At 28.0% G+C, this 13,809-nt stretch carries 12 protein-coding genes; 11 read left to right on the forward strand and 1 reads right to left on the reverse strand.

Annotated elements, in window-relative coordinates:
* Positions 1-29: 29 nt before the first annotated feature.
* The 11 genes from ACZ5CK_RS03815 to ACZ5CK_RS03865 are packed head-to-tail and all read left to right on the forward strand — an operon-like array spanning position 30 to position 13,089.
* Positions 30-695, forward strand: a complete 666-nt coding sequence (locus ACZ5CK_RS03815; RefSeq protein WP_464582574.1) for a hypothetical protein — start codon at positions 30-32, stop codon at positions 693-695.
* A 10-nt stretch (positions 696-705) separates the two neighbouring features.
* On the forward strand, positions 706-4,320 hold the full coding sequence (locus ACZ5CK_RS03820) for a hypothetical protein (RefSeq protein WP_464582575.1): 3,615 nt from the start codon (positions 706-708) through the stop codon (positions 4,318-4,320).
* Positions 4,317-4,979: a flagellar hook assembly protein FlgD gene (locus ACZ5CK_RS03825; RefSeq protein ID WP_464582576.1), complete on the forward strand. Its 663-nt coding sequence runs from the start codon at positions 4,317-4,319 to the stop codon at positions 4,977-4,979. Before ACZ5CK_RS03820 ends, ACZ5CK_RS03825 begins: the two co-directional genes overlap by 4 nt.
* 27 nt (positions 4,980-5,006) lie before the next feature.
* The gene (locus ACZ5CK_RS03830; RefSeq protein WP_464582577.1) at positions 5,007-7,631 is read left to right on the forward strand and encodes a flagellar hook-basal body complex protein; all 2,625 of its coding nucleotides are present in this window, start codon (positions 5,007-5,009) and stop codon (positions 7,629-7,631) included.
* Between the two features lie 12 nt (positions 7,632-7,643).
* Positions 7,644-7,847 (forward strand): flagellar FlbD family protein, encoded by a 204-nt coding sequence (locus tag ACZ5CK_RS03835; protein ID WP_464582578.1) that lies wholly within the window; start codon positions 7,644-7,646, stop codon positions 7,845-7,847.
* The gene (locus ACZ5CK_RS03840) at positions 7,848-8,618 is read left to right on the forward strand and encodes a motility protein A (RefSeq protein WP_464582579.1); all 771 of its coding nucleotides are present in this window, start codon (positions 7,848-7,850) and stop codon (positions 8,616-8,618) included.
* A gap of 5 nt (positions 8,619-8,623) precedes the next feature.
* Positions 8,624-9,505: an OmpA/MotB family protein gene (locus ACZ5CK_RS03845; protein WP_464582580.1), complete on the forward strand. Its 882-nt coding sequence runs from the start codon at positions 8,624-8,626 to the stop codon at positions 9,503-9,505.
* 12 nt (positions 9,506-9,517) lie between these two features.
* Positions 9,518-10,060 (forward strand): flagellar basal body-associated FliL family protein, encoded by a 543-nt coding sequence (locus ACZ5CK_RS03850; protein WP_464582581.1) that lies wholly within the window; start codon positions 9,518-9,520, stop codon positions 10,058-10,060.
* A 16-nt stretch (positions 10,061-10,076) separates the two neighbouring features.
* The gene (fliM, locus tag ACZ5CK_RS03855) at positions 10,077-11,105 is read left to right on the forward strand and encodes a flagellar motor switch protein FliM (RefSeq protein WP_464582582.1); all 1,029 of its coding nucleotides are present in this window, start codon (positions 10,077-10,079) and stop codon (positions 11,103-11,105) included.
* A 14-nt stretch (positions 11,106-11,119) separates the two neighbouring features.
* Positions 11,120-12,469, forward strand: a complete 1,350-nt coding sequence (gene fliY / locus ACZ5CK_RS03860) for a flagellar motor switch phosphatase FliY (RefSeq protein ID WP_464582583.1) — start codon at positions 11,120-11,122, stop codon at positions 12,467-12,469.
* Positions 12,466-13,089: a hypothetical protein gene (locus ACZ5CK_RS03865; protein ID WP_464582584.1), complete on the forward strand. Its 624-nt coding sequence runs from the start codon at positions 12,466-12,468 to the stop codon at positions 13,087-13,089. Before fliY ends, ACZ5CK_RS03865 begins: the two co-directional genes overlap by 4 nt.
* On the opposite strand, the gene ACZ5CK_RS03870 is transcribed toward ACZ5CK_RS03865, so the two are convergent.
* The gene (locus ACZ5CK_RS03870) at positions 13,072-13,809 is read right to left on the reverse strand and encodes an MBL fold metallo-hydrolase (RefSeq protein WP_464582585.1); all 738 of its coding nucleotides are present in this window, start codon (positions 13,807-13,809) and stop codon (positions 13,072-13,074) included. The two genes, ACZ5CK_RS03865 and ACZ5CK_RS03870, sit on opposite strands and share 18 nt — an antisense overlap.

Below are 13,809 nucleotides of genomic sequence, written 5' to 3' on the forward strand. Positions count from 1 at the left end.
AATTGACATTGTTAAAAGGAGTGTGAGTTATGGCTAAAAAAGAAAAAAATGAAAAAAGTAGAATAAAAAGATTATTATCTTTATTTTTCTGGTCGATATTTATAACTTTAATAGCATTAGCTTTATTATATGTTAATTTTGAATTTAATAGAATAAAAACTATTAATCTCAGTATTACAGAAGATTGGAAAAGTTTTATTGCCTATATGTTACAAAAAGTGCCTGTTTTAAAAGACAGAGTAAAATATGAATATTTAGATGTAGGAAATGCATATGTTATACAAGAAAAATTAATTGAAGATAGATTAAAGGAATTAGAAGAAAAATCAAAACAAATTCAAAGTCAAATTGAGGAATTAAATAAACTTTCTTCACAATTAAAGACAGAATCAAATAATCTAGAAGCTGAAAAAGCTAAATTAGAAAATGAAAAAAAATCATTTGAAGAGGAAAAGAAAGTATTTGAAGATTACAAATATAGAATAAATAAACTTGCAGAATGGTTTGCCTCCTCAACACCAGCACAAATAGCATTAGCCTTGTCAAGAGATGAAGTAAGTATTGATTTAATTGTGAATGCATTATTAATACTGCCTTCAGATACTGCAGCTGAAATAATTCAAGCAATAGCTCAAATTAATCCAACTAAAGCAGCTAATGTTATATCAAAGATTGGGGAGGTGAAAACTAAATAGGAGGGAAAAAATGCCATCCAATCTTTTGGTATCTAATTTGTTAAAATTACGCAGTGTTAATAAAATTGAAGATAAAAAAAATAATATATATAAAGGTGAAAATTTTTTTGATAAATATTTAAATATATCAACAAAAAAAGGTGATAATCTTTGTGTTGAAAAAAATGTTAAATTTAGGATAAAGAAACTTTCTTTAAAAATTTCCAGTGTAAATATTAAAAAAACTTCTGAAAAAACTTTAAGAGGATCTTCCCTTGGGAAAAATTTAAAACTTTCCAAAATTTTTATTATCAAAGAAAATATTGATTCAAAATTAATAAAAAATAATAATATAGTATCAGTTAAAAATTCTGGAGAAAATTCTCCAGGAGATTTATTTATTGCAAAAAAAGCTAGAAAAATAGTGATTAATGAGAAAATAAATGAAAAGATAAATGAAATAATAAAAGAAGTAATGAATAAAGAAGAATTACCAAAAGAAATAGGAAAAAAAGTAAAAGAATTAAAAGAGATAATGAAAAGTAAAGAAGCAATAAAAGAAGTGGGAAATGTAAAAACAGAAAGCAAAAAAGTAATAAATAAAAAAGAGATAAACAAAGGAATAAATCAAAGATTAGCAAAAGAAGAAATGAGTAATAAGATAAATGAAATAATAAAAGAAGTAATGAATAAAGAAGAATTACCAAAAGAAATAGGAAATAAAGTAAAAGAATTAAAAGAGATAATGAAAGGCAAAGAAGCAATAAAAGGAAGTAAGAAAGAGATAAACAAAGGAATAAGTCAAAAATTAGCAAAAGAAGAAATGAGTAATAAGATAAATGAAATAATAAAAGAAATAATAAATAAAGAAGTGAAATTACCAAAAGAGATAGGAAATAAAGTAAAAGAATTAAAAGAGATAGTGAAAAGAAAAGGAGAAATAAAGGAAGGAAAAAAAGAAGCAGGAAATGAAAAAGTAGAAAGTAAAAAAGTAATAAACAAAGGAATAAAACAAAAATTAGCAAAAGAAGAAATGAGTAATAAGATGAATGAAATAATAAAAGAAGTAATAAATAAAGAAGTAGAATTACCAAAAGAGATAGGAAATAAAGTAAAAGAATTAAAAGAGATAATGAAAGGCAAAGAAGCAATAAAAGAAGTGAAAAAAGAGGCAGGAAATGAAAAAGTAGAAAGCAAAAAATTAATAAATAAAGGAATAAAACAAAAATTAGCAAAAGAAGAAATGAGTAATAAGATAAATGAAATAATAAAAGAAATAATAAATAAAGAAGTGAAATTACCAAAAGAGATAGGAAATAAAGTAAAAGAATTAAAAGAGATAATGAAAAGTAAAGAAGCAATAAAAGAAGTAGGAAATGTAAAAACAGAAAGCAAAAAAGTAATAAATAAAAAAGGGATAAACAAAGGAATAAATCAAAGATTAGCAAAAGAAGAAATAAGCTTGGGAAATAAAAAAGGGAAGACAAACAAAGAAATAAGCAAGAAGATAAATGAAATAATAAAAGAAGTAATAAATAAAGAAGTGGAATTACCAAAAGAGATAGGAAATAAAGTAAAAGAATTAAAAGAGATAATGAAAGGCAAAGAAGCAATAAAAGAAGTGAAAAAAGAAGCAGGAAATGAAAAAGTAAAAAGCAAAAAATTAATAAACAAAGGAATAAATCAAAAATTAGCAAAAGAAGAAATGAGTAATAAGATAAATGAAATAATAAAAGAAGTAATAAATAAAGAAGTGGAATTACCAAAAGAAATAGGAAATAAAGTAAAAGAATTAAAAGAGATAATGAAAGGCAAAGAAGCAATAAAAGGAAGTAAGAAAGAGATAAACAAAGGAATAAAACAAAAATTAGCAAAAGAAGAAATGAGTAATAAGATAAATGAAATAATAAAAGAAGTAATGAATAAAGAAGAAGAATTACCAAAAGAAATAGGAAATAAAGTAAAAGAATTAAAAGAGATAATGAAAGGCAAAGAAGCAATAAAAGAAGTGAAAAAAGAAGCAGGAAATGAAAAAGTAGAAAGCAAAAAATTAATAAATAAAGGAATAAAACAAAAATTAGCAAAAGAAGAAATGAGTAATAAGATAAATGAAATAATAAAAGAAATAATGAATAAAGAAGTGGAATTACCAAAAGAGATAGGAAATAAAGTAAAAGAATTAAAAGAGATAGTGAAAAGCAAAGAAATAAAAAATGAAGGTGAAAAAGAAGTAATAAGCATAGGAAATAAAAAAGGAAAGATAAACAAAGAAATAAGCGAGAAGATAAATGAGATAATAAAAGAAATAATAAAAGAAATAATAAAAGAAATAATGAATAAAGAAGAAGAATTACCAAAAGAGATAGGAAATAAAGTAAAAGAATTAAAAGAGATAATGAAAAGTAAAGAAGCAATAAAAGAAGTAGGAAATGTGAAAACAGAAAGCAAAAAAGTAATAAATAATAAAAAAAGCTTAAATATAAAAGAAGATGGAGATAGGAAAAATATTCTATTAGAGAATATTTTAGCTTCAGGGAAATTAGAAAATAATTCAATTATTTTTATCTTTCCAACAAAAGAAATAATGAATGTTAGAAAAGATGAATTTATAAAATTAAAACTACCTTCAGGAGTAAAAATATATGTCCATGAAAAATTAAAAACTATAAAAATAGCAAAAATAGATTTAGAAATCAAAAAAAGTTTAAAAGATATAAATAATAGTATTTTTATGTCTAAAGAGTTAAATAAAATTATTGAAAAAAAGATAAGTGACTTTGGTAATAATAAAGAACTTGAAAAAACACTATTTTCAAACGAAAAAATACATGTAATAATAACCAGAAAAAATATTAAGAAACTTATGAAGGAAAAAGTAGATGTGTTGTCGAAAAATAAAATTGAAAGTGATTTCAAATTTCAAAATAAAATTATAAGAAAGATAGATGATAACAAAAATATAGTCTTTATTAAAAGAAATAATAAAGTAATAATATCAAATATTATAAAAAAAATAGATGCAATAATGTACAAACTTGAAAAACATGAATATTCTGAGAAAAAGATATATTATCCAAATAAAAATGTTATATCAAAAACAGAAAAATTGAGGCCAGTTAAATTAAATAATATAGAATATTTGCATCCTTTGTATGAAAATAAAACCATGAATTATATAAATAGTTTTGTTGATAGCCCTCAAAACACTCCCAAAACAATCTCTTTAAACGAATTAGTTGGTAACATTAAGAGTTCTATAGATAAAATAAATAATATACCAAAGTATTTTGAAAGAACAGTAGTAAAAATAAATCCGCCAGATTTAGGTAATCTAGAAATCACAATAATAAAATCTCATAAAAATATAAAGATTGAGTTTAATTTAGAAAAACATGAAAATAAAGATGAAATAGAAGAACGAATGAAACCGTTATTATCAGTTTTTAAAGAAAAGTTTGAAAAGGTAGATTTTACAATAAAGAGTGAATTTAATGATAAAAAAGAAAATGATCAAGAGAAAAAAGATAATAATGGAAATAATGAAAACCCAAAAGAAAATGATAGTTCTAATGAAAGGGATAATGAAAAAGATAGAAAAAATAGAAGAGATAAATTTTGGGAATTAATAAGAGGTGAATATTTATGATTAATGGTATAAATACTTTGAATTACATTTCTCCAACGAATAACCCAACAGATTCAGAGCCTAAAAAAGAGTTAGATAAAGATGCGTTTTTAAAAATATTAATGACTCAATTAAAGTATCAAGATCCTACGAATACAATGGATGATAAAGAATTTATCTCTCAAATGTCCCAACTGTCATCTACTGAGCAAATAATGAATATGAGCAAATCTTTTCAAAATATGGTTTCATCTCAAATGAATTTATTTAAAGTTCAAGCATCCAATTTAATAGGGAAAAATGTTGTAGTTGAAACAAATAAAATAAATTTATCTGGAGGATTTTCAGATGCTATTGTTTATAATCTTGAAGAACCAACTAAAGTTTATGTAGATATATATGATAATAAAGATAATTTAGTTTATACAAAAGATCTTGGTATTCAGGATGAAGGTATGAAGACTTTTAATTGGGATGGGATTGGAACTAATGGGGTTAAATTGCCAGATGGTGAATATAAATATGATGTATATACATACAAAGATGGGAAAAAAGTAAAAATTGGAGGGTTAGATGGTGGAAAAGTAGATGCTGTTCAGTTTGAGGATAATCAGTTTTATGTATTGGTAAATGGTCAAAAATATAGTACAGATAAAATAATTGAAATATCAGAAATATAAAATTATATAAATTAGGAGGAGATTATTATGTTGAGAGCTATGTTTAGTGGTCAAACAGGTTTAAAAAATTTTCAAACTCAACTAGATGTAATAGGTAACAATATTTCAAATGTAAATACTGTTGGATATAAAACATCCAGAGTTACTTTTCAAAATACATTATCACAAACAATAGCAGAATCAAGAAGCGCTAGTGGGCAATTTGGAGGAACAAATCCTATACAAGTTGGATTAGGTTCAAAGATAGCTTCGATAGATAAAATGATGACACAAGGTTCGCTTCAAAATACAGGGAATAAAACAGATATGGCAATAAAAGGAGACGGTTTTTTTGTTTTATCTGATGGTTTATCAAAATATTTTTCAAGAGCAGGAAATTTTACATTAGATTCTGATGGACATTTTGTTAATCCATCCAGTGGGATGAAATTACAAGGATGGAATTCTAAAATTACTGATTCAGGTAAAAGATATATCGACTCTAATGAACCTATCCAGGATATAACTATTTCTCCTAATTTGGTTATGGAAGCAAGAGAAACAACTTTTTTGAATTTATCAGATAATTTAAACTCCGATGTTGGTATAAAAGAAACAACATTAACGATAAAATCTAGTTCAGGTGATGTTGTTCCAGTAAAATTTTCCTTTGAAAGGATAATGTCAGATCAGTATAAAGATAGAATAGTTTATAGATGGCATGCTGAACCAGTTGATCCTGATAAAAATTATGAATTACTTGGTGGAAGTAACTATGGTGAAGTTGAATTAGATGAAGTTGGGAATGTATTAAGATGGTCAAATTATCCTGGACATATTGTAAGAGCTAATGCTTCAAGTGATTTCAATTCATCATTTCCAGCTGGATCTAGAATTGATTTAGGAAAAAATGGAATAGATTGGCCCTTAAGAGCATATGGAGATGTCTCAGTTTCAGATAATAATGGTAATCCCATTACATTATCATCACAAGACAATACAGTTGATAATAGACCTGATGTTTTAATATATAGAGATGCAACAAATCCTAATCAAGTGACTATTCAAGTAGCTGATAGTGCAGGTACTACATATACAGGAACAATTACAACAGATGGTACATTTTATGATTTGAATAGATTGTTTGCACAAGGAGTTACTTTAGATGATGGGAATGGAAACAAAATAACATTAAAAAATTTGATTTTGGATTCAGGTATTTCAGAATCCGTAGCTTTGTTGCCGGTAGGACAGGATAATGCATTATCTATAGAGCTTTATCAATCAGGTTCAGATGAAAAAAGTGAATGGGGTTTAGATGGGATTTATATGACAGATACCAAAGGTGAATTAATACCAAAATATCAAGATGAAGACAATAGACTACAATTAACAGATGGTACAAATCAACGAAGTGTAAAATTTTTAGGTGGGATTTCTTTAAAGGACAGTCAAAATAATGAAGTGTTCTATGATCCAAGAGATATATCTTTTAGTGTAGATGATACTGGAAATGTTTCTATTACTTTAAAAGTGAAGGAAAGTGGCACATTAAAGACTGTAACTTTTTCTGATGCTGATGATGATGATACATCTGCAGATACAGTTGAAGAATTTAATACAAAAATGGAAAGTGGATGGAAATCTGCAGATGGAAAATATACAATTTCTGGTCTCTCAGTTATTGAAGCAAATGCAACTGATACCTTTGTATCTACAGCTTCTAATAATAGCGGTGAAAGTAGTGAAGCAGGTACTGTAAGATATGTTGCTGCAAAAAAAGTAATACAAACCCCTGTTTCTGGGGAATTGAGACTTATAGATACAGAAAACTCTCAAAATTATAAAGTTGCAGAATATGAAAATCCAAATGTTGTAATTTCCACAAAAGTATACGATTCTTTAGGAAATGATTATGATATTAATATAAAATATTCAAAAATATCTGATAATACCTGGTATTGGAAAGCAGAGACTGTTGAGGGACAGCCATTGTATAAAATAACAGAGGATGGAACAACAACATCCGATCCAGCAGAAGGTGTGGTTGCTTTTGATGGAAAAGGACAATATTTAACTTCAAGATGGAATTTAGATTCTGTTGGATATGTTGATTATGATACATCTGATTCTGATAATGGTGCAATAGGTTTTTGGTTCGATCCAGCAAAAACAGGAGCTTCACCAAATGAAAGGGTAGCGCCAGCATCAGTAGCAGCTGCTGGACCAGTTAAAGTTAATTTAAATATGTATGATCTTACTCAATTTGCAGCACCAAATTCAGTAAATATAGAAGATCAAGATGGAAATGCAAAAGGAGTGTTACAAAATTTCACAATAAATGATCTGGGAGAAGTAATGGGGTTATTTTCTAATGGTAAATCAGATTTAATTGCACAAGTAGCTGTAGCAAAATTTACAAATCCTGGTGGTTTAGTTGATATGGGTAATTCAATGTTTGCACAAAGTGAAAATAGTGGATTAGCGAAAATCGGATCATTTGGTGAGGAAGGTGCTGGAACATTAGTATCAGGTGCTTTAGAAATGTCTAATGTTGATTTATCTGAAGAATTTACAAAAATGATCACAGCACAAAGAGGTTTTCAGGCTGCTGCAAGGGTAATTACCACTTCTGATCAGATACTTACAGAGCTTGTAAACCTCAAGAGATAGTGAGGTGATTAAATGATTAAAGTAACAAATCTAGGGGGTAAAGAGTTTTTTATAAATCCAGATATGATAGAAAAAATAGAATCTCGTCCAGATACAACAATAATACTAAATAATGGACATATTTATATAGTTCAAGAAGGAGTGGAAGATATAATCAATAAAATAATTGAATTTAAAAGTAAAATATTTTCTCTTGGATTTAAAAGAGGTGATTAGATGGATATTTCGAGTTTAGCTGGTTTAGGTTTAGCTATGGCAGCTATAGTATTAGGAGCAGGTTCTGGAATGGGAGCATTAATTGATATGCCTTCATTTTTTATTACTGTTGTTGGATCTATTGGTGGTATGATGATTGCAGCTCCTAAAGATGTTTCTTTTAAGTTTTTTCAAGCCATCATGATGGGTATAAAAGAACCTAAAATAGATGCTGTTGAAATATTAAAAACACTATATTCTTTTGCGGAAAAAGCACGTAGAGAAGGATTAATATCATTAGAAGCAGATTTGGAAGAACTAGATAATGATTTTATGAAAGATGGGCTCCGTGCAGCAGTAGATGGAACTGATCCCGAAGAAATAAGAAAAATACTTGAAATAAAAATGGATTTATTTGAAGCAGAACAAGGTAAATGGTCAGGAGTATTAAATACTTGGGGATCATTAGCCCCAGCATTCGGGATGATTGGTACTTTAATTGGTTTGGTTTTGATGTTAGGTACTTTGAATGATCCTACAACTATTGGTCCTAAAATGGCTATAGCTCTTATCACAACATTATACGGAGCTTTAGTTGCAAATATATTTACTCTACCAATTGCAGAAAAAATAAATAGAAGGACTGCATTGCAAGTTAACCTTTTAAGAATGATAACAGAAGGAATATTATCTATAGTATCAGGTGAAAACCCAAGATTAATGGAAGAAAAACTAAAAGCATTCTTGAGTCCAGATGATAAAAAGAAATATGAATCAGAAAAAGAAGGGTGATTTAAATGGCTGATAAATGTAAAAAAGATGATGGGCCACCACCACCAGCTGGATGGCTGGCAACATTTAGTGATTTAAACTCATTATTAATGACTTTCTTTGTTATGCTATTCTCTATGTCATCAATATCGCCTGGAAAGTTTCAACAAGCCGCTGTAAGTTTTAGAAGTCCTTTTAGTGGAACACCACCTAGTGTTTTAACTGGTGGAAGGAGTTTATCTGAAGAAAGTCTTATAACTTCGAATCCAGGTATAAGAGTTGAACTTTTTAGACTTCAGGATAATCCAAAATATAAAGGTAGAATTTCTATTGAGGAAAATGATAAAGGAACTATAATTAAAATGCAGGATATGGCTTTTTTTGAACCGGGGAGTGCTCGTTTAACCGCTGACGCAAAAGAATTGTTATATAAATTAGGTATAATACTTATCGAGCATTCGAATAACGCTATAGAAATTTATGGTTTTACCGATGATAGGCCACCTTCGGATACTTCAGTATATCCATCTAATTGGCATCTAGGAGCAGCAAGAGCTGCAAGTGTAGCAAAATTTTATGCTGATGAAATGAAACAAAAAAGAACATTGGAAAGATTAGCAGAGGTAAAGGAAGGAAAATTTGATCCTAATTATTATTATGATCCAGAAAGGTTTTATCCTATTGCAGTTGGAGATAAAGATATTAAAATGGATATACAAAAATTAAAATCTAATATTGAAGCTAAAAAGTTAAAATTAAAAGAGGATTTTGAGCAAGGACGAATATCCATTGCTGATATGAAAAAAAAGGAAAAAGAATTAGAAAACGAATATAAAAAAGATTTAGAAACATTAAGAAAAAAATATCGAAGAATAGATTTATTAATTTTAAGGCAACGATTGCGTTAGTGAGGTGAAAAAATGGCTGATGAAGAAATTCAGGAAGAAGAGCAAGAGGGTAAAAAAAAGCCTAATATAATGATGCTATTAATAATTGCTATCTTAGTATCGGTTATTTTATCAGTGGGAGGAGCATATTTCCTTATAAATATGCTAGGAAAAAATATAATTCAACAAGCTCAACAACAAGCTCAACAACAAGCTCAAGGTGTTCAAAAAACTCCACAAATAGGAATAGCAGAAGTTATTAGAGAAGGTCATCAAAGACAATTTATGCTCAAAGGTGGGAATGAAATAGCTATTGTTAATGCTCTTCAATTGAAAGTTGGAAGTGATGAATGTAGAGCTGCAGTAGCTCAATATAATGTGGAAATTCTTGAAGCAATAGGATTAATTTTTATAACAAAAACTCGTGAAGATTTGACTTCTGTTGAAGGAAGAGAAATATTAAAAAATCAAATAAAAAATGCTGTAAATGAAATTACAGGATTTGTTGGAGAAAAAGAAAAATTTGGGGTAATACAAGTTATAATAGATATTGTTGTAATCACATCAGCGTATTAAAAAAGGTGGTGAAATTATGCCTCCAGATAATGAAACATTATCTCAAGAAGAAATAGATGCATTATTGCATGCTATGGAGGCCGGATCGTTAAATGTTTCTAATGTAAATGAAGAAGAAGATATAATGGCAAATGTTCGGGAATATAATTTCCGAAGGCCAATGAAGTTCTCAAAAGAGCAATTGAGAACACTTCAGCTTATTCATGAAAATTATGCAAGAGATGTATCAACATATTTATCTTCTAGAGCTCGAACATATGTAAATGTAACTTTTGCAAGTGTAGATCAAATAACATTTAGTGAATTTCAACAATCATTAACTAGTCCAACATTTATCTCGGTTTTTTCTACAGATATATTGCCAGGTAGTGCAGTATTTCAAATGGGATTAGATATAGGATATGTTTTGGTCGATAAATTATTGGGAGGTCCAGGCATTCCATTAGAAACATTAAGGACTCCAACAGAGCTGGAATTATCTATATTAAGAAAAGAAGGATTATCAATGATAAAAGCTCTAAGTAAAGCTTGGACAACAATTGTTCCTTTTGATACAATATTAGAAAAAACGGAATTTAACCCGCAATTTGTTCAAATAGCGGCTCCAAATGAAATGACAGTTTTAATTACACTATCGATTAATTTTAGGGATATACAAGGTTTTATTAATGTTTGTTGGCCATCATCACTTTTAGAACCGATTAATGAAAAATTAACCACAAGATTATGGTCACCAGATAGGAAAACCACGCAAAAGCAAATTGAAAAATTGAAAAATTCTGTATTAATGACAAAAGCTGATGTGAAAGCTGTATTGGGAGAAACTACAATACAATTACAAGATTTTTTAAATATTGATGTAGGTGATGTTATTAGACTTAACTCATTTAATGATGAACCTATAAATGTTACAATCCAGGATACACCTGTTTTTAAAGGAATGCCTGGGATTTATAAAGGATATTATGCAGTAAATATTGAAAAAGAAGATCCTGATCTATTAGAAAAAGTTATGGTTGAAAGATACTTAGAAGGGCTTCAATAGTGGAGGTGTAATCTATGTCAGATGAATTTTTATCTCAAGAAGAATTAGATGCCTTATTGCAAGGTTTAAATAAAGAGGAAGGAAATAAACCTAATGAAAATAATATAAATACATCAGATGGGCAGAAGAGTATTGACCCTGTTATTTTAGATTTAGTGGGTGAAGTTGGAAACATAGCAATGGGAGCAGGTGCTACCACCTTATCAACATTATTGAAAAGAAAAGTAGACATATCAAGTCCAACTCCAATAACCCTATTGAAGTCCGAAATAAAAAACCAATTTTCAGGAAAATATTTAATAATTTCTATTGATTATAAAGATGGGTTAAAAGGTACAAATTTCTTTTTATTCCCTGCTAATATATCATCAGTTATAGCTGATTTAATGATGGGTGGAACAGGAGAAAATGTTCCAGAAACATTTGATGAAATATCAATAAGTGCATTAGCTGAAGCAATAAATCAAATGATGGGAGCAGCATCTACATCTTTATCTGAATTTTTAAATACAAAAGTAGATATAACTCCTCCTCAAGTAGAAGTAATAGATTTTGATGACCCGAATATATCTTTTCCTCCTGAATTAGAGAATGCGTCTGATACAATAATAGGAATTAAATTTAAATTATTGATACAAGGTTTAGAAGAAGGAGAAATGTGGCAATTTGTACCTATAGATATAGCTAACAACATTAAAGATAAAGTATTAGCAGCTCAAAAAGTTGATTTAGAGAAAAAAGAAGAAGCAAATGTGCCACAGCAGCCACAACAGATGCCAATGCAACAACCGATGCAACAACCAATGGGATACCCACAACAAATGCCGATGCAACAACCGATGCAACAGCCAATGCAGCAACCGATGGGATATCCACAACAGATGCCGATGCAACAGCCAATGCAGCAACCAATGGGGTATCCACAACAGATGCCGATGCAACAGCCAATGCAGCAACCAATGGGATATCCACAACAGGTGCCGATGCAACAGCCAATGCAACAACCGATGGGATATATCCCTCCAGAACAACAAGTTAATGTTCAACCTAAAAATTTTGGGCAAATATCAGGAAAAATCGTAGAACCTACTGAAGATGTTGATTTTGAAAAATTACAGTTATTATTTGATGTTCCATTAAATGTTTCTGTTGAGTTGGGTAGAAGAAAATATTCATTAAGAGATATTTTGAATTTTCACCAAGGTTCTATGATACAACTTGATAAGTTAGCTGGAGAACCAGTTGATATTTATGTAAATGGTAGATTGATTGCCAGAGGAGAGGTAGTTGTTATAGATGAGAACTTTGGTGTTAGAATAACAGAAATAGTATCTTTAGAAGAAAGGTTGAGAGCATTAAAATGAAAAAAATAATAGTTGTTTTTACTATATTATTTTCAGTCATTATTTTTTCTAATGATTTAGATGATGCTATATCAAGATATTCTCATATGAAAGAATTTAAAATAGAAATAAAAATAAATTTTGAGGTGGATTCTTCTCCCACCTCAGTTTTTATGGATATTTATGTGGATAATTATAAATATTTTTATTTTAGAATATACGAACCTAAGATTTTATCAGGAATTGATTATTATTATGATTTACATACAGACGAATTTTATACTAATTTAAAAAATGATGTTGATAAATATAATGGTATAAAAAGTAATCTTAAAATTTTTAAAGATTTTATAAAAATACTATCATTAACTTATTCTAAAGATAAATTTTTCATTAAAGAAATAAAAAAAGAACCATATAAAATTTATTATTTTTATCCTAAATCAAAAACAGCTTTAAGACTTTTAAGAGTAGATTATACTCAAATGAAAATATACATGTATGAAAAATTTGATAATTATTTTATTGATAAAATAGAATTTTTTAACTCAAATAATAAGAAAAAAGTTGAAGTAATATTTAAAATAACTCCATATAACACAGATTTTATAAGAAAGAATTTATTAAAAATTCAAAAGTAATTCCGGATATTTATATGTTTTAAAAGAACCTAACAATTTTTCTTTTCCTTCATTTTTAAAAGTTTTTAAATAATTTAATTGTGTTTTAAATAATTCAGTGGATCCAGGTTTTCCATGACCTGGAATTATTTTTTTTATATCTTGTTTTGATAATTCTTCTAAAATTTTTATCCAATTATCAATATTAGCCTCGTTTAATTCAGAATGAACTCCTGAAACAACAATATCACCAGAAATTATTATGTTTTCTGGGTATATTTTATATATAGTGGAGTCTTCAGTATGACCACCCAATGAAATAGCACTAATTATAGTTTTGGAAGAAGTGATAATATTTTCATTCCTAAATACATTAAAGTTGCATTTTGATAATCTTTTTTGTAAATCTAAAAAGTTATAATCGGATTCGTCCGATATTTTTTGTAAAGTCTTGTCACTATAATCAAATAATTTTATTAGAGTTTTTTCTGATAAAATAATTTCTAATTCACCATAAAATATTGCGCCAAAAGAATGATCTGGATGATAATGAGTTAAGAAAATCTTTTTAACAGGTTTTTTTGTTCGTAGTTGAACTAAATCAATAATTTTTTTAAGTTTTTCAGGGTATAATGAGGAATCTATTAATATAACTTCATCAGATAGCTCTATTGCTGTGACATTACTTGCAAAATTTTCGAACCAAAAAACTAAAATCTTATTTTCAATAACTTCTAACAT

Source organism: Marinitoga okinawensis (assembly GCF_055387075.1).